This window comes from Streptomyces platensis (assembly GCF_008704855.1).
Lineage (GTDB): Bacteria > Actinomycetota > Actinomycetes > Streptomycetales > Streptomycetaceae > Streptomyces > Streptomyces platensis.
Genome location: NZ_CP023691.1, coordinates 1017765 through 1038752 on the forward strand (window position 1 = coordinate 1017765; position 20988 = coordinate 1038752).

The 20988-nt window shown below is 70.9% G+C and carries 10 protein-coding genes and 1 pseudogene; 4 read left to right on the forward strand and 7 right to left on the reverse strand.

The genetic code is table 11. From position 1 onward, the window contains the following. Positions 1–115: 115 nt before the first annotated feature. Entirely contained in the window at positions 116–1672 is a 1557-nt protein-coding gene (locus CP981_RS04510) for an AbgT family transporter (protein ID WP_085923475.1), read from the forward strand. 39 nt (positions 1673–1711) lie between these two features. Beyond that, positions 1712–3202: an amidase family protein gene (locus tag CP981_RS04515; protein ID WP_085923476.1), complete on the forward strand. Its 1491-nt coding sequence runs from the start codon at positions 1712–1714 to the stop codon at positions 3200–3202. Here the strand turns inward: CP981_RS04515 and CP981_RS04520 are convergent. Next, positions 3192–4244, reverse strand: a complete 1053-nt coding sequence (locus CP981_RS04520) for an Lrp/AsnC family transcriptional regulator (protein ID WP_085923477.1) — start codon at positions 4242–4244, stop codon at positions 3192–3194. The genes CP981_RS04515 and CP981_RS04520 overlap by 11 nt on opposite strands. 462 nt (positions 4245–4706) lie before the next feature. Between CP981_RS04520 and CP981_RS04525 the strand changes: the two genes are divergently transcribed. Beyond that, on the forward strand, positions 4707–6332 hold the full coding sequence (locus tag CP981_RS04525) for a flavin monoamine oxidase family protein (RefSeq protein ID WP_244329544.1): 1626 nt from the start codon (positions 4707–4709) through the stop codon (positions 6330–6332). A gap of 72 nt (positions 6333–6404) precedes the next feature. Here CP981_RS04525 and CP981_RS04530 read toward each other — a convergent pair whose 3' ends face one another. Then, positions 6405–7166: a thioesterase II family protein gene (locus CP981_RS04530; protein WP_085923479.1), complete on the reverse strand. Its 762-nt coding sequence runs from the start codon at positions 7164–7166 to the stop codon at positions 6405–6407. A 264-nt stretch (positions 7167–7430) separates the two neighbouring features. Beyond that, entirely contained in the window at positions 7431–8189 is a 759-nt protein-coding gene (locus tag CP981_RS04535) for a DUF3159 domain-containing protein (protein ID WP_158092627.1), read from the reverse strand. Positions 8190–8906: 717 nt separating this feature from the next. On the opposite strand from CP981_RS04535, the gene CP981_RS04540 reads away from it, so the two are divergent. After that, the gene (locus CP981_RS04540) at positions 8907–10196 is read left to right on the forward strand and encodes a cytochrome P450 (RefSeq protein ID WP_244329546.1); all 1290 of its coding nucleotides are present in this window, start codon (positions 8907–8909) and stop codon (positions 10194–10196) included. 80 nt (positions 10197–10276) lie between these two features. Here the strand turns inward: CP981_RS04540 and CP981_RS04545 are convergent. The 4 genes and pseudogenes from CP981_RS04545 to CP981_RS04560 all read right to left on the reverse strand — a co-directional run. After that, positions 10277–16048 (reverse strand): annotated as a pseudogene (locus CP981_RS04545) (SDR family NAD(P)-dependent oxidoreductase); the annotation flags it as partial. A gap of 28 nt (positions 16049–16076) precedes the next feature. Continuing rightward, positions 16077–16979, reverse strand: coding sequence for an FG-GAP repeat domain-containing protein (locus CP981_RS04550; protein ID WP_085923482.1), 903 nt, complete (start codon positions 16977–16979; stop codon positions 16077–16079). A gap of 56 nt (positions 16980–17035) precedes the next feature. Beyond that, positions 17036–20131: a non-ribosomal peptide synthetase gene (locus tag CP981_RS04555; protein ID WP_085923483.1), complete on the reverse strand. Its 3096-nt coding sequence runs from the start codon at positions 20129–20131 to the stop codon at positions 17036–17038. Between the two features lie 35 nt (positions 20132–20166). Then, entirely contained in the window at positions 20167–20952 is a 786-nt protein-coding gene (locus CP981_RS04560; protein ID WP_085923484.1) for a hypothetical protein, read from the reverse strand. Positions 20953–20988 lie beyond the last annotated feature (36 nt).

The following is a 20988-nucleotide window of genomic DNA, read 5'->3' on the forward strand; positions in this document are numbered from 1 at the left end:
GCAACCGAGCTCCGGATAGACATTCTTCTTCTCCTCTCCCGAGTCTTGCGCCGCCCCCTCGATAGTGGCGCGCACGCACACCGCCGACACGCTTCGGGACGAGAGGCAGGCAGCCATGAAGGCACTGGAACGGAACGCGCTTTTGCGGGACGGATTGCTGGGACGAGTGGAGCGATGGGTCAACCGGCTGCCGAACCCGTTTGTGCTGTTTGCCGGCATCTTCGGCGTGGCCGCTGTGATGTCGACGGTGATCGCCGCCTTCGATGTGGCCGTTCAGGTGCCGGGGGAGAAAGGCTCAACTCCGGTGCTCGGCGCGCTGACGCCGGAGGGCCTCAGTCACCTTCTCGCCACGGCCATCGATTCCTTCATGGCCTTCCCCGCACTCGGGCCGGTGCTGGTCATCGCCATGGGGATAGGGGTCGCGCAGGGTACCGGCGCCCTGGAGTGTCTGATGCGGATCGCGTTCCTGCGGGTGTCGCGGCGCTGGGTTCCCTACCTGGTCGCCTTTGTCGCGTGCCAGGGGCACGTACTGGCCGATTCCGCCTACATCCTGCTGCCGTCACTGGCCGCGATCGTCTTCAAGGCGGTGGGGCGGAACCCGGTGGCGGGTCTGCTCGGTGCCTTTGTGTGCGTGGGGAGCGGCTATGACGGCGGGATTCTGCTCGGCACTCTCGATGTGACCACGACCGGGATCACGAAGAGCGCGGCGGATCTGCTGCCGGGCATCGACGGCTACCAGGTCCATATCGCCATGAACTGGTTCTTCACCGCGGCGACCGGACTTCTGCTGCCCCTGGTCGGCGGTTTCCTCATCGACCGGGTCCTCGAACCCCGGCTGGCGCCCTGGAACCCGAAGTACGACCCGGCGCATACCGTTGCGGAGGACGGTGCGGCCACGGAGGTGCTGGCGACCCCGGCGCAGCGCCGGGCGCTGCTGATCAGCGGTGGGGTGACGCTGGCGGCCGCCGCGGCGATGGTCACCGCGTGGCTGCTGCCGGGCAGCCCGCTGCGCGGGGAGGACGGGGTGCTGGCCCCCTCCCCCTTCGTCGACAGCCTCGCCCTCGTGCTGTCCGGGCTGTTCTTCCTCTTCGGCATCGTCTACGCCCGCTGCGGTGGGGTCGACAAGGAGGCGCGCGCCGTCTACCCGCACCTCATCGGCGCGGTGCGGGACATGTCCGGGTTCGTGGTGCTCGTTTTCGCGATCGCGCAGACCATCAATCTGCTGACGTGGAGCAACTTGGGCAAGCTGTTCGCCATCGGTCTCGCGGACGGGGCGAAGTCCGTCGGACTCGGCGGATTCGGGATTCTGCTCGCGGTCGTCCTGGTGACCTCGCTGCTGAATCTGTTGATCACCTCGGGCTCCGCCCTGTGGTCGATCCTGGGCACCGTCATGGTGCCGGCCGGGATGCTGCTGGGCCTGTCGCCCGCCGCCATGCATGCGGCCTTCCGGATCGGCGACTCGGTGACCGGGGCGATCACGCCCATGCAGGTCTTCCTGTACTTCGCGCTGGTCTCGGCGCAGAAGTACCAGCCCGAGCTGAGACTCGGCACGGTCATCTCCCGGCTGGTGCCGTTCGCGCTGTCCTTCGCGGCGGTCTGGACCGTCATCCTCACCGGGTTCTACTTCCTCGACCTGCCGCTGGGCCCCGGCGCCCCCATCCACCTTCCGTAAGCACCTCCCCGACAACCGAGACAAGGACTGCTGATCTTTGTGACCGAGAACGATCTCCTGTGGCTGCCGGCCCGGGAACTGGTGGAACTCCAGCGGCGCCGCGAGGTCTCGGCGCGCGAGATCCTCGATGCGCACCTCGCCCAGATCGACGCGGTGAACCCGAAGGTCAACGCGATCATCACGCTCGCCGAGGACCGCGCCCGGGAGCTCGCCGCCCGCGCCGATGCCGCCGCCGCACGGGGCGAACTGCTGGGTCCGCTGCACGGCCTCCCGGTCGCGCACAAGGACCTCGCCCCGACCAAGGGCATCCGGACGACCTACGGTTCTCCGCTCTACGCCGACCATGTGCCAGACCATGACGCGCTGGTCGTGGAGCAGTTGGTGCACGCGGGTGCCGTGACGGTGGGCAAGACCAATGTGCCCGAGTTCGGTGCGGGCATCCAGAGCACCAACGAGCTGTTCGGGCCGACCCGCAACCCGTACGACCTGAGTCTGACGGCCGGTGGCAGCAGTGGGGGTGCGGCGGCCGCCGTCGCGACGGGCATGGTGGCCCTCGCCGATGGCGGTGACACCGGCGGCTCGCTGCGCAATCCGGCGACCTTCTGCAATGTGGTGGGGCTGCGGCCCTCGGTGGGGTCGGTTCCGATGTGGCCGGCCAAGGATCCGTTCGCACCGCTGAGCATCCAGGGCCCGCTCGGCCGCACCGTCGATGATGTCGCGCTCCAGATGGCGGTGTTGACCCGGGCCGATCCCAGGTCTCCCTGGGCCCTGGGCGATCCGTCCCGGTTCCATGCCGGTCTGGAGGATGACTTCTCGGACGTACCGGTGGCGTGGAGTCCGGACCTCGGCGGTCAACTGGCGGTCGACGACGCCGTACGCACCGCGATGGCCCCGGTGCCCGAGGCCCTGGCCGGGATCACCCGCAGGGCCGGTGTCGCGGCCCCGGACATGAGCGGCGCCGACGAGGCCTTCCGCACACTGCGCGGCTGGTACCGGGCGCTCAACTACGGTGACCGGTACGCCGCACACCCGGAGGCGTTCGGCATCAGGGTCCGCCAGGACATCGAGAACGGACTGGCGACGACCTCGGCCGGTCTGATGCGCGCCCACAAGCTGCGCGGGCTGCTCTTCCAGCGGTTCGCGGAATTCACCCGCGAGTACCGCTATCTGGTGACGGTCACGACCCAGGTGCTGCCGTGGAGCGCGGAGCAGCTGTGGCCGGAGCGCATCGGGCACACCAGGAGCGAGAACTATCTCGACTGCATGCGCTCCATGTACTGGTTCACGGTGCTCGGTGTGCCCGCCCTGTCGGTGCCGGCCGGCTTCACGGCGGACGGGCTGCCGGTCGGGGTGCAGATCATTGGGCGCAGCGGCGACGACCTCGGCGTATTGCGGCTGGCCCGGCAGATCGAGCGGACCCTCGGTGCGGGGCGGCGGCGGCCGGCCGTCGCACTCCCGGTCATGGGCAGCGGTACGGACGATGCCCGCGTCACCGGCGGCGGTACGGGCAGCGCCCCCGTCACCGGCTGAGGCCGCTCGGCCGCCAGATGTCGAGGGGGACGACGCCACGGCTTCGTCCCCACACATCGAGCAGATGACCGCACAGCTTGTCCTGGCGCAGCACCACGGAGCGGTCCGCGATGGCCGCGTACGGCAGCGCCCGGCGCAGCTGCACCGCCCAGTCGTGGAGCGCGTCCACCGAGTGCAGGGTGACGGTGACCAGCAGGTTGTTCGCGCCGGACAGTGCCGCGCAGCTGCGGGTCTCCGGGAAGGCGCCGAGCGTCCGGCCGGCCTCCTCCAGCCGCTCGTCCGGGACGTTGAGCCACAGCAGGGCGCCGGTCGGCCAGCCCGCCAGGGGCCGGGCGACATCGCAGCGCAGGAGCAGGTCGCGGTTGCCCAGCAGCCGGTTCAGCCGGCGCTGCACGGTCCGAGGGGTGACCCCCAGTTCCGTGGCGATATCGGTGTAGCGGAGCCGGCCGTCCTTGCTCAGCGCGACGATCAGTTCGCGCTCCCAGGTGCTGTACGCGGTGGCCTCGGCGCCCGGCGGTTCCGGCCCGGTACGGAGCAGAGTCCGCTCCTGGCGCTGGTTCAGCACGCCCAGGCGCCACTGTGATCCGGTGCGGAAGTTGCGGGTCACCAGGTGGGAGCGGACCCGGACGACGCCCTCCTGCTGGGGCAGACTCGTGAGGAGGTAGTCGGACATCGAGGCGAAGTCCGGGGTGAAGGCGATGGCGAAGAGGTCGTAGGTGCCGGCGACATGTTGGAGGGTGAGCACGTGGGGCTGGCGGGACAGCTCGGCCGATACCTGAGCGGCGCTGCCCGGCTCGCAGTGGATTTCGACGAAGGCCCGGCACGTCCGGTAGAGGAGACCGGGGCCCAGCGCGGGGGTGACCCAGGCCAGGCCCTTGCTGCTGAGGCGCTCCCATCGGCGGGCCAGTGTCACCGCGTCCTGGCCGAGCACCTTTTCCAGCTCGCTCCAGGTCGCGCGGGGTGCGGTCTGGAGGGCGTTGGCCAGCAGCAGATCGTCCTCGTCCAGCTGCTCCGGACGCGGCACCTCGGTTTCGCTGCTCACCTGGCGAGTCTATAGAGGGGGCGCTTCCCTCTCCAGGATGTCGCCTCGTATGGCCGCCGGACCGTAATCCTGGGGCCGGGGAGCCGGGCCCGCCCGCAGCGAAACAGGGAGGCCGGCGGAGAGGAATTCCGGCAGGTGGAGTTCCTGGCCCGGCGGCCGCCGAGGGCGGGGCAAAATACGCTCCGGGCTCGCGCGACAGATACCCCTGAATCACCTTCAGGGGGTGCGCGCGGATCTGCGGGTTCCGGCTTTGCGAAGCCGGGGTCGGTAGGGGTTGCCGGGCGTTATGCACGGAAATTAGGTTCCCACCGGGGAATACCGGTGGCCCACGGGGAACTTCGTACGGCGCGTGCCGGCACTCCGCTCTGCGGGAACGCCGACCCGAGTGGTATCGGGCTCCGCTCCGACCGCGACCGATCGAGAGGTTGCCTCATGAGCTTGGCCAGTTCGGAACGAGTGACCATGTTCGTACCGGATTTCCCTTTCGCCTATGACGACTGGCTGCGACATCCGGCCGGGCTCGGCACCGTACCCCGGCATCGGCACGGCACCCCGGTGGCAGTGATCGGCGGCGGGATGTCCGGGATGACCGCGGCCTATGAGCTGATGCGGCTCGGGCTGCGGCCGGTGGTGTACGAGGCCGAGCAACTGGGCGGGCGGATGCGTTCGGTGCCGTTCCCGGAATATCCCGCGTTACAGGCCGAGATGGGCGCGATGCGCTTTCCGCTGTCGGCGACCACGCTGTTCCATTACATCGACGCGCTCGGGCTGCGTACCTCGCCGTTCCCCAATCCGCTGGCGTCCTGCACCCCGGCCACTCTGGTGAATCTGGAGGGACGCTCGCACCGGGCGCGGTCGGCGGCCGACCTGCCCGCGGAGTTCCAGGAAGTGGCGGATGCCTGGGCCAAGGTGTTGCAGGACCGCGCCGAACTCTCCAGCTTGCAGGACGCGATCCGCCGCCGCGATATACCCGTACTGAAGGCGATTTGGAATCAGCTGGTCAAGGAGTACGACGACCAGTCTTTTTATGGCTTTCTCGCCACCAGTCCGGCCTTTGCGTCCTTCCGGCACCGGGAGATCTTCGGTCAGGTCGGTTTCGGCACCGGCGGCTGGGACACGGACTTTCCGAATTCCATCATCGAGATCCTCCGTGTCGTGTGCACCGCGGCGGACGACGACCAGATGACGATCGCGGGCGGCGCTCAGCAAGTGCCCCGTGGGCTGTGGACGCTGCGGCCCGACCGGCTCGCGCACTGGCCGGCCGGGACCTCGCTGGCCGGTCTGCACGAGGGCGCGCCGCGGCCCGCGGCCGTGGGCATCCGGCGCGATGCCCAGGGCTATACGGTGACGGACGCCGACGGGCGCCGGGACCGGTATCCGGCCGTGGTGTTCAGCCCGCATGTCTGGGCCCTGCTCAATCATGTGGACAGCGATCCGGAGCTGCTCCCGGCCGACCTGTGGAGCGCCGTCGAACGCACCCACTACATGGGTTCCTCGAAGGTGTTCGTGCTGACGGACCGGCCTTTCTGGCTGGACACCGACCCGGACACCGGCCGGATGGCGATGGGTATGACGCTCACGGACCGGATGCCGCGCAGTGTCTACCTCTTCGACTCGGGCCCGGACCAACCAGGTGTGATGTGCCTGTCCTACACCTGGAACGACGACTCGCTGAAGTTCGCCACCTTGTCGGCGGAGCAGCGGCTCGAACTTCTGCTGACCAAACTGAGCGAGATCTATCCCGGGGTGGACATCCGCTCGCACCTCATCAGCGCACCGCTGACGATCACCTGGGAGACCGAGCCGCGCTTCATGGGGGCCTTCAAGGCCAATCTGCCGGGTCACTATCGCTATCAGCGCCGTCTGTTCAGCCACTTCATGCAGCACGATCTCGCCCCGCGGCATCGCGGCTTCTTCCTGTGCGGTGACGACATCTCGTGGACCGGCGGGTTCGCCGAGGGCGCCGTGACCACGGCGCTGAACGCGGTCTGGGGCGTGGTCAACCACCTCGGCGGCAGCACGGATCCGGCGAACCCCGGCCCCGGTGATGTCTTCCACGAGATCGCGCCGGTCCGGCTCCCGGAGTAGGCGTGCGGGGTCTTCGGACCACGTGCGGAGGGCCTGCACCAGGCGGTGCAGGCCCTCGTCGTCTCTCCGCCGTCAGACGGTTCCGGAAGTCGCCGACACCGCTTGGGAGATGGCGGCAATGATGCGGGGCGCCTGGGCGTTCAGGTAGAAGTGCCCGCCGGGGTAGGTCTGCAACTCGAAGCTGCCCATGGTGTGGTCGACCCAGGAGCGGGCCTCGTCGATGCTGACCTTCGGGTCGCTTTCCCCGATCATGGCGTAGACGGGGCAGTTGAGCGGCGGTCCCGGCTGATAGCGGTAGGTCTCCGCGGCCCGGTAGTCGCTGCGGATCGCGGGCAGCACCGCGCGGAGCATCTCCTCGTCGTCCAGCGTCTGGGACTCGGTGCCGTTGAGCGCCTTGATCTCCCGGACCAGTGCGGCGTCGTCGTACAGATGCGCCGTCTCCTCACGGTGCCGGGACGGTGCCCGGCGGCCGGAGGCGAACAGGGCCTGGAGGGTGATGTCGCGCTGTTCGAGACGGAGCGCCACCTCGAAGGCGAGGGTGGCGCCCATGCTGTGGCCGAAGATCGCCAGCGGCCGGTCGGTCCAGGGCAGCAGCCGCTCGGTCACCTCGTCGGCGAGGTCAGCGATGTTGTCCAGGCAGGGCTCGGTGCGGCGGTCCTGACGGCCGGGGTACTGAACCGCCAGTACATCGATCGCCGGGGCGAGCGCCCTGGAGACCGGGAAGTAGAAGCTGGCCGAGCCGCCGGCGTGGGGCAGGCAGACCAGCCTGGTCGCCGCCTCCGGCGCGGGATGGAACCGTCGGATCCACAGATCCTCATCGGCGTGCGCGTTCACGTGTGCGTCCCCTCAGATTTCCGTACGGGTGAAACCCCTCGCACGACAGTGCTTGCCGGCCGTGCCGTCGGCAACCCCTAACCCTGGGCGGACGCCCCTACGGTAAGGGCGCGGAAACCACGATTTCCGGTCCGCAGCAACGGACCGGAAATCGTGGGCGGTGTCATACCCCTGGCAGCGACGTTCGCGAACCGTCACCGACACGGGGGAGGGGCATTCACCGGAGGGTCGCCTCACCCACCGTATTGCGTGGGCTCGGCGTCGCTATTCTCCGCGGCTTCTGACGGACTCCACATCCGCCGGGCCGCTCTCCTCGGATTCCGCCTGCTGCTGGGGATCCTTGTAATTCGGGTCGTGCAGTTTGCGCCGCCCGTCCACCTTACGGACCGCCCAAATACTGGTCATGACGGCGAAGAAGGTCAGCGGCCAGCCCATGACGAGCCGCGCGATGCCGAGCCAGGTGGTCTCGTCCATGTTGTAGAGCCACCGCTCCACCGCGAACCGGGAGAAGCTCAGGAACGACCAGAGCAGCGTCGCCACGTCGTAGTAGAACAGCGACTTGCGGTCCTTGCGCCAGAACGTGCCCTGGAGGTTGGCCGCCGACCAGACCTGGCCGATCAGGGGCCGGCGCACCAGGACGGACAGCAGCAGAATGCTCCCGATACCGACGGTGATCCAGTTGCCCAGCAGGTAGTAGCCCTTGGCCTCGCCGACGAACACGGCGACGCCGGAGGTGATGAGGACGGTGCCGAGCCCGACGAAGGCGGCGGCCAGCTTCTCCTTGCGCAGCAGCTGGAAGATGCCCACCAGGACCGCGGTGCCGATGGAGGCCCAGATCGCCGGCCACATGCTGGTCAGTGCGTTGACCACGATGTAGGTGATGACCGGCAGGATGGTCAGGATCGTGCCGTAGACCCCGCCGATGTACTCCCAGGCGTAGGCCAGCTGGTCCTGGAAGTTCTCCGGGACCTTCTTCGGCTCGTCCTTGGCGTCCTTGGCATCCTTGTCCGGTGCGTCGGTCACGGACGAGGAATGCGACTCGGCCGAGTGCTTCACGTCTCCCCCAGTTGAGAGTCGAAGGGCTGTGCGGGACCCGGGCCCCGCAGGAAGAGCAGCGGAGAAGTCACCATCAGGCAGCACCGGCCCGGAGCTGCCGGCTGCCCTGTCGGGGGTGGTCGGCACAGGGGTGCGGCGGCCGGCCGGTGAGTGTTCCGGCCTCGGCCCGGTGGCGCGTATGCGGCCTGGTCACATCGGTGTCGTGCATGGTTCGTTCTCCCCACGAGGCTCTTCAACATGTCCCATGGTGGCCGGAGACGATCCCTCGGACATCCCAGCTAGGTCCCAAGAAAGGGTGGAGGTAGCTCTACCCCCCGTCCGCCTGACGGGCCGCCGGAGGTGCCCGGGACGGTCGCTTCACCCACCGCCGGGGCACGGCCGCGTACGCACGGACGATTCACCGCATAGCGCCGGACCATTTCACCCGGGTCCGGCGAGTTGAGCAGGGGTTTTCCGCTGCACGGCGAACAATTCTCGGATTATTCATCCGCCGTCGAATTGGCGTCCGAAATGGGCAATGCGAGGGCATTTCTTCGCCCGCTCCGCCGCGCCACGGGCCGCCTGTCACGCAATAGCGAACACCTACCTAAATGCCTGGCAAAAACATTTGGATCTTGACGCCGCTACTCCTCGCTAATAAGTTCCTGGCCTGTCGCTTGGCAATTACCTTGAGGGGAGCATTCCATGACGGAGATTGACAGCAACGGGTCGGTGCGGGAATTGAGCTTCCCCATGGCCCGGCGCTGCCCCTTCGCCCCGCCACCGGAGTACGAAAGGCTGCGCGCGGACTCCCCGCTGGTGCGGGTGCAGCTACCGCACGGCGGTACCGCGTGGGTGGTGACCCGGCATGCGGAGGCCCAGCAGCTGCTGACCGACCCACGGGTCAGTTCGGATGCGAACCGGCCGGGCTTCCCCAGTGTCCGGCCGCCCCAGGAGCCGCCGGCCGACGAGGGCACGAGCAGCGCGGAGCCGCTCACCGCCGAGCAGCTCACCGAGCTGGCGGAGATCGCCCAGTTCCACGAGGGCCAGTTCATCAACCTGGATCCGCCCCGGCACGGTCACTACCGGCGCATGCTCATCTCCGAGTTCGGTGCGCGGCAGATGAACGAGCTGCGGCCGGAGGTCCAGCGCATCACCGACCGGCTGGTCGACGACATGCTGGCGAAGGGCTCCCCGGCGGACCTCGTGGAGGATCTGGGGCTGCCGCTCTCCTCGCTGGTCATCTGCCGGTTACTCGGCGTCCCGTACGAGGATCACGAGTACTTCCAGTCCGCGACCAGGACCCTGGTCCAGCTGGACGCCGAGCCCGAGCAGCTCAAGGCGGCGATGGAGGGGCTCATCGACTTCCTCGACGAACTGGTCAAGGCGGCCGTGCGGGAACCCGGCGACAACCTCATCGGGCGGCTGATCAACGAACAGGTCGGCAGCGGTGAGCTGACCCGTGCGGCGCTGGTGGGCATGGCCTTCCTGCTGCTGACCGCCGGACACGAGGCGACCGCGAACATGCTTCCGCTGGGCATGCTGACCCTGCTGGAGCATCCGCGGCAGCTGGCCGAACTCCGCGAGAACCCCGCGCTGCTGCCCGGGGCCGTCGATGAGCTGCTGCGGTTTCACTCCGTATCGGACTGGGCCGCCTTCGACCGGGTAGCCACCGAGGACATCGAGATCGACGGCCGGAAAATCATGGCCGGTGAGGGCATTTTCGTGCTGAGCGCGTCGGCCAACCGGGACGAGCGGGCCTTCGAACGCCCCGATACGTTCGACATCCACCGCAAGGCCCGGCACCACATCGCGTTCGGATACGGGGTGCACCAGTGCATCGGGCAGAATCTGGCCCGCGCCGAGCTGGAGATCGGTCTGGGCACGCTGCTGCGGCGGATTCCCGCTCTGCGGCTCGACAAGCCGATGGATGAACTGCCGTTCAAATACCAGAACTTCGTCTTCGGACTGCACGCGATGCCGGTCCGCTGGTAGCGGGTCCGCCGGTAGCCGCTCCCCCGGTGTCACCGGCCCCTGAGGGCCGGGGGCCGGTGACCCGCCGTGGGGGGCGGTCCTTATCTGCCGGCCTCCAGTTCGCTGTCGAGGATGTCGAAGAGTTCCTCGGCGGTGGCGGCCCCCAGGGCGGACTCCTCCGGCCGCTCTTCGGGGCGATGCGTTTCGGCCCATGTGGTGAGCAGTCCGCGCAGCCGGGCCGCGACCCCGGCGTACTCCTCGTCGTCCGGGGCGACGGCCGCCAGCTCCGCCTCCAGCCGGCGGATTCCGGCGAACACCGAGGCGGTCCGGTCCGCTTCGCTCTCGATGAGGCGACCGGCCAGGTGCTCCGCGACCGCCTCGGGCGTGGGGTGGTCGAAGACCAGCGTGGACGACAGGGTGACCCCGGTGGCGGCGGTCAGCCGGTTGCGCAGTTCGACCGCGGCGAGCGAATCCAGGCCGAGTTCGAGGAAGCCCCGGCCGCTGACCACCGCATCCGGGCGGTCGTAGCCGAGGACCTCGGCGACCTGCCCGCGGACGAGGCCCAGCAGGGTGCGCCGCTGCTCCTCGGCGGAGAGTGCCGCCAGCCGGGTGGCCAGGGATTCCGCGGCCGGAGCCGGTGCCTGGGCGTCGGCGGCGGGCCGGGACGGTGCCCGGACCACCCCGGCCAGCAGCGCGGGAACGCCGCCGGTGCGGGCCCGCAGCACGGCCTGGTCGATCCGCAGCGGGACCAGGGTGGTCTCCGCGGTGGCGAGCGCGGCGTCGAAGAGTGCCAGGCCCTCGGCCGGGGCGAGCGGCGGGAAACCGGACCGGGCGGCCCGGCGCAGACCGGCCTCGCCGAGCCGGCCGGCCATCCCGTCGGCCTCGTCCCACAGCGTCCAGGTCAGCGCGGTCGCCGGGCGGCCGCCGGCTCGACGGTGCCGGGCGAGCGCTTCGAGGAACAGGTTGGCGGCCGCGTAGTTCGCCTGCCCCGCCCCGTCGAGCACGGTGGCGGTGGAGGAGAACAGGACGAACCGGGTGAGTTCCAGATCCGAGGTCAGTTCGTGCAGCAGCCAGGCCGCGTCCGCCTTGGGCCGGAAGACGCCGTCGAAGCGTTCCGGGGTCAGCGAGGTGAGGACCCCGTCGTCGAGCACCCCGGCGGCGTGCACCACGGCGCGCAGCGGATGCGCGGCGGGGACCCCGGCGAGCAGCCCGGCCAGCGCCGCACGGTCGGAGACATCGCAGGCGACCACGGTCACCGTGGCGCCGAGCGAGGTCAGCTCGGTGCGCAGGTCCGCCGCCCCCGGTGCGTCCGGCCCCCGGCGGCTGACCAGCAGCAGATGCCGCAGCCCGTGCGCGCTGACGAGGTGCCGCGCGACCAGCGCGCCGAGCCCGCCGGTGCCGCCGGTGATCAGCACAGTCCCTTCCGGGTCCCAGTCCGCACCGGCGTCGGGTGGGGTGACCCGCGCCAGCCGCGGAAGGTGCAACTTGCCGCCCTGTAGCGCCAGTTCGGGCTCACCGGTGGCCAGCGCACCGGCCACGGACGGGCCGGAGGCCGTCCAGGAATCCACGTCGAGCAGGGTGATCCGGTCCGGGTGCTCGGCCTGCGCCGAGCGCACCAGGCCCCGGACCACGGAGGCGGCGAAGTCGTCGCCCTCGGTCACCAGGGCGAGCCGGGAGCCGGCGAACCGCTCGTCGGTGAGCCAGGACCGCAGCAGCGCGAGGACGCGGTGCGCGGTACGGCGGGCGGCCTCGGGCGGCGCGCCCTCGGTGGGAACGGAGGGCACCACCAGGAGGTCCGGTACGTCCATGGTGGTGAGCTCGGTGTGGCACCGCGGGCGGACCCCGCCGGATCGCAGCGCGCGGCCGAGGGGACCGTCCCCGTCGCCCAGCAGCGCCCAGTCGCCGGCCGGTGTGCCCGGGGGGGCCACCGCGCTCCAGTCCGGCCGGAACAGCGACTTCGCCACCACGCCCTTCCGGGCCGCCGCGGTCTGTTCGGCGGCGACCGGCCGGGAGACCAGGGAGCGCACCGCGGCGACCGGGGCGCCCGTGGAGTCGGCGAGGTCCAGGGCGACCGCGTGGTCCCCCGCTGTGGTCAGCCGCACCCGCAGCGCCTTCGCGCCGACGGCCCGCAGGGTCACCCCGGCCCAGGCGAACGGCACCCAGGGCCGTCCGTCCCGTGGGACGAACTCCCCCAGGTCCAGGGCGTGCAGGGCCGCGTCTAGGAGCGCCGGGGACAGCGCGAAGTCCGCGCTGTCGGCCCCCTCGGGCAGGGCGACCTCGGCGAACACCTCCGCGCCACGGCGCCAGGCGGCGCGCAGGCCCTGGAACTCCGGCCCGTAGTCGTAACCGCGCTGCGCCATACCGTCGTACAGCCCGCCGAGATCGACCGGTTCCGCCTCGGCCGGCGGCCAGCTGCGCAGGTCGGGGCCGTCGTGGTCCGGGGTGGTGGCGGTGAGCCGGCCGGTGGCGTGCCGGGTCCAGGGCACCTCGGCCGGATCGTCCTCGGTCCGGGACGACACCAGGACCTCCCGGTCGCCCTGTGCGTCCGGTGCGGCCACCTCGACCTGGAGCCGTAGCGCACCGGTCTCCGGCAGCACCAGCGGGCTTTCCAGGGTCAGTTCGGCCAGGACGGGGCAGCCCGTGCGGTCGCCGGCGTGCAGTGCCAGGTCGACGAAGGCGGTGCCCGGCAGGAGGACGGCGCCGTTGATGGCGTGGTCGGCCAGCCAGGGGTGGGAGCGCAGTGAGAGGCGGCCGGTGTACGTGCGGGTGTCCGCCTGTGCGGACTCGATCGCCGCGCCGAGCAGCGGATGTCCGGCGTCGGCCTGGCCGAGTGCGGCCGCGTCCCGTTCCTGGTCCCCGGCGTCCAGCCAGAATCGCCGCCGCTGGAAGGCATAGGTGGGCAGGTCCACCGGGTGGCCGGGGCCGCCGTGGAACGCGGCCCAGTTCACCTCGGCGCCGTGCGCCCAGGCAGCGGCCAGGGCACCGGTGACCTCGCGGGTCTCCGCGCGGTCGCGGCGGAGTGCGGGCAGGAACACGGTCTGGTCCTCGCCGGGCACACAGTCCGGTGCCATCGCGGACAGCACGGCGTCCGGACCCACTTCCAGGAAGGTGCGCACCCCGTTGTCCGCCAGCGCGCGGATACCGTCGGCGAACCGGACGGCGCCGCGGACATGGTCCACCCAGTAGTCCGGTGTGCACAGTTCCTCGCCGGTGGCGATCCGGCCGGTGAGGTTGGAGACCACCGGAATCTTCGGCGGCTCGTAGGACATCACCCGGGTCACCCAGCGGAAGCTGTCCAGCATCGGCTGCATCCGCGGGGAGTGGAAGGCGTGGCTCACCCGCAGCCGCTGGGTCTTGTGGCCGCCCGCGGCGAGGGTGGCGGCGATCTCGGTGACGGCGTCCTCGTCTCCGGAGAGCACCACCGAGGCGGGCCCGTTGACCGCGGCGAGGCCCACCCGGCCCTCGAATCGGCCGAGTTCGGCGGTGACCTCCTCCTCGGTGGCCCGTACGGACACCATCGCGCCGCCGGACGGGAGTTCCTGCATCAGCCGGCCACGGGCGGCGACCAGGGCGGCCGCGTCGGGCAGTGACCACACCCCGGCCACATAGGCGGCGGTGACCTCGCCGAGGGAGTGGCCCAGCAGGAAGTCCGGCCGCAGCCCCCAGGACTCCAGCAGCCGGAACAGCGCGGCCTCCAGGGCGAACAGCGCCGACTGGGCGTACAGCGTCTCGTTGAGCAGGGCGGCCTCGGGGCTGTCCGGTTCCGCCCACACCACGGCGCGCAGCGGGCCGGGGAGATGGACGTCCAGCTCGGCGCAGATCTCGTCCCAGGTACGGGCGAACACCGGGTGGGCGGCGTACAGTTCGCGGCCCATGCCGAGCCGCTGGGCGCCCTGGCCGGTGAACAGCACGGCGACCGCGCCGGGTCCGGCCTGGCCTTGGCGGATCCCCGGCCCCGGCGCACCGGCGATCAGGGCGTCGAGGTCGCGGGTGAGCTCCTCCCGGTCGGCGGCGACCAGTACCGCGCGGTGTTCCAGCTGTGCCCGGGTGGTGCCCAGTGCGCGGCCGACATCGGTGAGGGCCGGCTCGGGGTGCGCGTCGAGGAAGGACTTCAGCCGGGCGGCCTGCGCCCGCAGGGCGTCGGGAGTGCGCGCGGAGACCGGCAGTGCGAGGAGCGGGGGGTGTGCGGTGGCGGGCGGCGGCGCGGGGGCGGGCGGGGCCTGTTCCAGGATGAGGTGCGCGTTGGTGCCGCTGAAGCCGAACGAGGAGATGCCGGCCCGGCGCGGACGGTCCGTGCGCGGCCAGGGCCGTGCCTCGGTGAGCAGTGCGGCCTTGCCCTGCGCCCAGTCGACATGCGGGGTGGGCTCGGTGACATGCAGGGTGCGCGGCAGCAGTTCCTGCCGCATCGCCATGATCATTTTGATGATTCCGGCGGCACCGGCGGCGGCCTGGGTATGGCCCAGGTTGGATTTGACCGAGCCCAGCCACAGGGGTTCGGTCCGTCCGGTGCCATAGGCGGCGATCAGGGAGCCGGCCTCGATCGGGTCGCCGAGCTTGGTGCCGGTGCCGTGCGCCTCCACCGCGTCGACCTGGTGCGGGTCCAGTCCGGCGGCGTCCAGGGCCTGGCGGATCACCCGCTGCTGGGAGGGGCCGTTGGGCGCCGTGAGGCCGTTGGAGGCGCCGTCGGAGTTGACCGCCGAGCCACGGACCAGGGCGAGTACGGGGTGCCCGGCGCGGCGGGCGTCGGAGAGCCGCTCCACGACCAGCACGCCGACGCCCTCGGACCAGCCGGTGCCGTCCGCGTCGGCCGAGAAGGCCTTGCACCGGCCGTCCGGGGCGAGGCCGCGCTGCCGGGAGAAGGACAGGAAGGTGCCGGGCGCGGCCATGACGGCCACGCCGCCGGCCAGCGCCACCGAGCACTCTCCCTGCCGCAGCGCCTGGCAGGCCAGATGCAGCGCGACCAGCGAACCCGAACAGGCGGTGTCCACCGTCATCGTGGGGCCTTCCAGGCCCAGGGCGTAGGCGACCCGGCCGGCGATGACGCTGGTGGTGTTGCCGGTGGAGAGATGGCCCTCCAGCCCGCCGGCCCGGGTCAGCCGGGGCCCGTACTCCTGTGGCTCGGCGCCGAGGAAGACCCCGGCGCGGCTGCCGCGCAGTGCGGTCGGGTCGATACCGGCCCGCTCCAGCGCCTCCCACGAGGTTTCCAGGACAAGCCGCTGCTGCGGGTCCATCGCCTGGGCCTCACGCGGGCCGATCCCGAAGAACTCCGCGTCGAACTCCGCCGCGTCGTGCAGGAATCCGCCGCGGCGGACGTAGGTCTTGCCCGGGGCGTCCGGGTCCGGGTCGTAGAGGGTCTCCGGATCCCAGCCGCGGTCCTCGGGCAGTCCGGTGATGACCTCGCCGCCCTCGGCGACCAGCCGCCACAGCTGTTCCGGGCTGCCGATCCCGCCGGGGTAGCGGCAGCCGATCCCGACGATGGCGATCGGGTCCGCGTCGTCGGCCCCGCCCGGCTGCCCCCCGGCCTCGGAGGTGGTCTCCGTGTCGTCCCCGCCGTCCGCACCGAACAGTCCGGCGCGCAGCTGGCGGGCCAGCCGTACCGGGGTCGGATAGTCGAAGGCCACGGTGACCGGGAGTGGCAGTCCGGTGGCCGCCACCAGCCGGACATGCAGATCGGCCGCGGTGAGCGAGTCGAATCCGAGGTCGGTGAAGGGGCGGTCCGGGGCCAGCGCCGGCGGTGCGTCGTCGGGCCGGACCCGGCGCAGCGCGCCGAGGGCGTGGTGGCACACCAGATCCAGCAGCGCCCGGTCCTGCTCGGGCCGGGACAGCCCGGGCAACTTCTGGATCAGGGAGGGGTTTTCGTCGAGGGCATTCATACGCGGACTCCGACCGAGGGCCTGTGGATCAGGTGAGCGTGTGGTACTCCGCGCAGTCCTGGAGGACGGCGACCGGGGGGTGGAAGGTGTTCATCGGCTTCTTCCGGTCGAACGTGCCGGAGTGCGCGTACGCCACCAGGACGCCGTCCCGCTGCCGGACGAGCAGATCGGGCTTGCCGTCCAGGTCGATATCGGTCACCGCGAGCGCGTCCTCCAGCGGGTTCCAGTCCGCGCCGAGGTTGCCGACGGTGTACCAGGTGCCCTGACCGGCTCCGTCGCCGAGGAAGCCGTCCGGTCCGGGCGGGAATTCGTAGACGCACAGATCGCCGTTGTCACGCAGGATCAGCAGGTCGAGTCGGCCGGTGCCGGTCACATCGGCCATGCCGAAGGGGAAGTCGGTGGGCTCGGTGACGGTCAGCCGCTGGGGCGTCTTGTCGAAGGTGTCGTTCTCCACCACGTTGCCGGTGTTGCGGAACCAGTCCACATGGCCGAGTTCGCTCTCCCGGCCGAAGGTGTCGTCCTTGCCGTCCCCGCTGACGTCGGCGACGCCGATGCTCTCCCAGATCCGGTCGTCGTCGCGGCGGCCGGACATCCGGATCGGCTCGCTGAGGGTGTTCAGGCCGTTGAGGCCGCCCTTGTTCTCGTAGAGGTAGACCCCGTGCGGATGGTCGGTGTTGACCGATTCCTCGCTGCCGGCGAGCACGCTGGCCAGACCGTTGCCGCGGATGTCGATGGTCCGGATGATCAGGTGCTTCTCCCAGCTGAAGTCCGTACCGATCGTCACCGGGTCGAGAAAGGTGCGGGTGCCGTCGAACTTTCCGCTGTGCGGGAAGACCAGCAGTTCACCGTTGGTGTCGTGGCGAACGAGCAGATCCCGCTTTCCGTCGCCGTTGAAGGATTTGCAATGGCCGTTCATGATCATCGCCGGCATGTGTCCACTCTCCTCGGTCAGCCGTTCTTGTGCCTGGTGGCGCGGGTACCTGGGCGTCAGTCGGTACCGGGATCCACCCCGCGGGACCGCAGGAACGCGGCGAGCCCCAGGGGGGTGGGCAGTGCGAAGAACTCGGCGAGGCGGATCTCCGCTCCGAAGGACTCCTGGATCCGCTGCACCAGCAGGGCGGCGAGCAGGGAATGTCCGCCCAGGACGAAGAAGTTCGCCTCGGCGGTGACGTCCTCCCGGCCGAGCAGCTCGCGGAACAGCGAGAGCAGCGCGTCGACCAGGGCATCCTCATGGTGTTCCGCGGCCGCGCCGTGGCCGGCCGCGGCACGGCGGGCGGTGGCCAGCCGGGTGAGGTGCGGGTAGTCCACCTTCTCGTTGGCGTTGGCGGGGAGTTCATCGGTGAGGACGAAATCGTGCGGCACCGCGGACGAGGGCAGCTTCGCCCTGGCGTGTTCCCACAGCCGCTCGGCGAGGCCCTCGGTGGGGTGGGCCACCACGAAGGCCACCAGCACGGCGTCCGCACTGAGATCGCCGACGGTGACCACGGCGGCGTCGGTCACCTCGGGGTGCTCCCGCAACACCGCCTCGATTTCCGCGAGTTCCAGGCGGTTGCCGCGGAGTTTGATCTGTCGGTCCACCCGGCCGAGCACCTCCAGTGTTCCGTTGTCCTGCCAGCGGGCCAGGTCCCCGGTGCGGTAGAAGCGCCCGTATGCGGGGTGCTCGCCGAACCGTTCGGCGGTGAGTTCCGGGCGGTTGTGGTAGCCGATCGCGACTCCGGCGCCCGCGAGGCACAGTTCGCCGTGCACACCGAGCGGGAGTTCCCGGCCGTCCGGGTCGAGGACGAAGGCGGTGGTGTTCCGCAGCGGGGTGCCGGCGTGCACCGCCCCGTCACCGGCGTCGAGCCTGCCCGCGGTGGACCAGATGGTGGTCTCGGTGGGTCCGTAGACGTTGCGGACCTCACCGGCGGTCGCCAGCAGCCGCGCCGCCAGGTCGGCGGGGAGCGCCTCGCCGCCGCACAGCACCCGCCGGCCGGCCAGGTGGTCGCCGACCTGATCGAGCACGGTCCGCCAGGTGGTGGGGGTGGCCTGCACGATGCCCACGTCGTGCCGGATCAGCAGGTCCCGCAGCACGGTGCCGTTCACCCGGGCCTCGTCGGGGGCGACGGCCAGCCGTCCGCCGGAGGCCAGCGGGAGGAACAGCTCCAGCGCGGAGATGTCGAAGGCGAAGGTGGTCATCCACAGCGTGGCATCGCCGGGGCCGGGCGTGAGCTCGTCGAGGAAGTGCCGGACGAGGTTGGCCAGGTTGCCGTGCGAGACCTTGGTGCCCTTGGGGCGGCCGGTGGAACCGGAGGTGTAGATGAGATACGCGCAGGCGGCGGGGTCGGGGTCCGCCGGGAGATCGGCGGTCCCGCCCTCCGTGGCGCGGAGACCGACCATGTCCAGGCGGGGGGTGCCGTCGGGCAGGGTGACCGTGTCACCGGCCAGTACGGCACGGGCGCCGGAATCCGAGAGCTGGTAGGCGATCCGGTCCGCGGGATGGTCGGGGTCGACCGGGAGGTAGGCGCCGCCGGCCAGCCACACGCCCAGGGCCGCGGCGGCGAGTTCGGGCCCGCGGCGGGCGGCCACCGCGACCACATCGCCCGCGGTCACCCCCGAGGCGCTCAGCAGCGCCCGGGTGTCCGCGGCCGCCTGCCACAGCTCGGCATAGGTCACGTTCCGGTCGCCGTGCGCGACGGCGACCGTGTCCGGGGCGGCGGCCGCCCGTTCGGCGACGGTGCGCAGCACGGAGGGGGTCGGTGCGTCGGTGGCGGTGCGGTTGGCCGCGGCGATGACCGTACGGTCCCGCTCCGACCACGCGGACAGTTCGCCGACGGGCCGGTCCGGTTCGGCGCCGGCCGCGACCAGCAGCGCGTCATAGCGCTGGAGCAGGAGCGCGACATCGGCCCGGCGGTGGGACTCCACCCCGTACAGCGCCTCGACGGTGATGCGGTCCGGCTCCGAGAGGATGTCGAATTCGAGGTTCATCCGGCTGTAGCCGTTGCGGACCATCAGGGCCCGCGCCGGGAGCCCGCCGATGGTCGTCGCGTCGGAGAGCCCGCCCGGCAGGTAGTTGAACATATGCCGGAACAGCGTGGTGCTCCATGCGGAGTTGACCCGCGGGATCTCCGGCAGCAGCAGGTCCACATGCACATCGACATGGGAGACCGCCTCCAGGAACACGTCCCGGGCCTGCCGCACCAGGGCGCGGAAGCTCTGTGCCGGGTCGGTCCGGACGCGCAGCGCCAGGATGTTCACGTAGTAGCCGATGGCACCGGCGGCCTGCTGCCCGCGGATGTCGGCGGGTGAGCCGATCACGATGTCCGGACCGGCGCCGTGCCGGGCGAGCAGCAGATAGTAGGCGGCGAGCAGGATGACGGGTTCGGAGGCCCGCAGTTCCCTGCGCAGCCGGCGGACGACGTCCCGGGCCTCGTCGGAGAGGTCGTGCGCGACGGTGGCCCCCTTCAGGGTGGTCTCCGCACTCCCCTGCCGGTCCATCCACAGATCCAGCGCACCGGCGTCGAAGCCGCTCAGATGGTCGCGCCAGAACTGGAAGCTCTCCGGGCGCGGTTCGTCGGCGGCGACTGCCGCGACCGGGACGACCGCCTCGCCGGAGAGATCCGCCCCGGCGAGGACCGCGTCGTAGAGCCGGGTGAGTTCACCCATCACGATCTGCGCGGACGCCACATCGAACACCAGGTGGTGGGCCACGACGCAGAGCACATCGCCCTCGGGCGCCTCCACCTGGCAGATCCGCAGCATGGGACGGCCGTTGAACTTGAACGGGCGGGCGGCGAGCGCGGTGAGATCGTCCGCCAGCCCGTCCGCGGTGGACCGGCTCACCTCGATGTCGATCGGGGCGTCCTGCGGGGGCAGGATCGCCTTGCGCAGCCCGGCGCCCTCGTCATGGAAGACGGTGCGCAGCACCTCGTGCTTGCGCAGGAGCCGGGTGGCGGCCTCGCGCAGGGCCGTGGTCCGCAGCCGGCCGGCCACCTGGATGGCGGCGGGGATGTTGTTCACCCCACTGTCCGGGACCAGCTTGTCGAGCAGCCACAGCGCCTCCTCTTTCTGACTGGCCCGGGAGAGCGGCGTGCTCCTTGGCTGCATGCGCGAGTTCCTTTCGACTGCTGGGGTGAGGTCCGTCAGCTCAGCAGGCCGGTGACCGTGGTGGCGACGTCGGGCGTGCGCAGCAGATCGGCGTGCTCGACGGGGAAGCGGATCTCCTTGGCCACCCGGGCGGCCCGGTCGGCTTCGGACAGCGGGTTGAGTCCGCTGGTGGGGGTCGCGGAGGTCATCGCGGTCAGCGACTTCCAGCCGGCCGTCGGGTCGAGGTCGCTGCCCCGTACGAAGAAGTGCAGGAACAGGCCGAAGGTGGCGACGAATTCCTCGCTGCGCTTGGCGTCCAGGCCCACCCGTGCGAAGGCCGCGCCGCCGACCTCCCGGAAGATCTCCAGCAGCCGCTCACCGAACTTCTTGATGTCGCCCTCGTCGGTCAGTGCCTGGCCGGCGGCCTGCTGGGCGTGTGCGATCTCCTCCGGCTTGAGCAGCCCGGACATCCCCTCCATGGTGGTCAGGAAGTGGTGGCAGACCACATCCCGCCGGGGCAGCTCGGGGTCGAAGCCGATGAGGACGGGCGTCTCGCCCTGGCTGCGTCCGATGCGCTCGGCCAGCGCCGCCGCGTACACCGCTCCGACGCAGTAGCCCATGACGGCCCGGACCGGCCGGCCGTCCCGGAGCACGTCCTGCGCCCAGCGCTCGACGTAGTCGGCGCCGGTCATTCCGGCGTCCTCCTCCGGGGCGGGCGGCAGTGTCTCCCAGAGCGAGAATTGCGGATGGGCGAGCGCGACGAATTCCGGAAAACCTGCCTGCGGTCTTCCGGTCACCGCGAAATCGACCGCGAGTACCAGATCCTTTCCGTCCGAAGTCAAAGATTTCCACGAGCCGGGAACTGCCATGTGGATTCA

Excerpts from the sequence above, each read along its gene's own strand:
- CP981_RS04510 (WP_085923475.1), top strand. The coding sequence starts at position 116 with ATGAAGGCACTGGAACGGAACGCGCTTTTGCGGGACGGATTGCTGGGA.
- CP981_RS04525 (WP_244329544.1), top strand. The coding sequence starts at position 4,707 with ATGTTCGTACCGGATTTCCCTTTCGCCTATGACGACTGGCTGCGACAT.
- CP981_RS04540 (WP_244329546.1), top strand. The coding sequence starts at position 8,907 with ATGACGGAGATTGACAGCAACGGGTCGGTGCGGGAATTGAGCTTCCCC.
- CP981_RS04550 (WP_085923482.1), bottom strand. The coding sequence starts at position 16,979 with ATGCCGGCGATGATCATGAACGGCCATTGCAAATCCTTCAACGGCGAC.
- CP981_RS04555 (WP_085923483.1), bottom strand. The coding sequence starts at position 20,131 with ATGCAGCCAAGGAGCACGCCGCTCTCCCGGGCCAGTCAGAAAGAGGAG.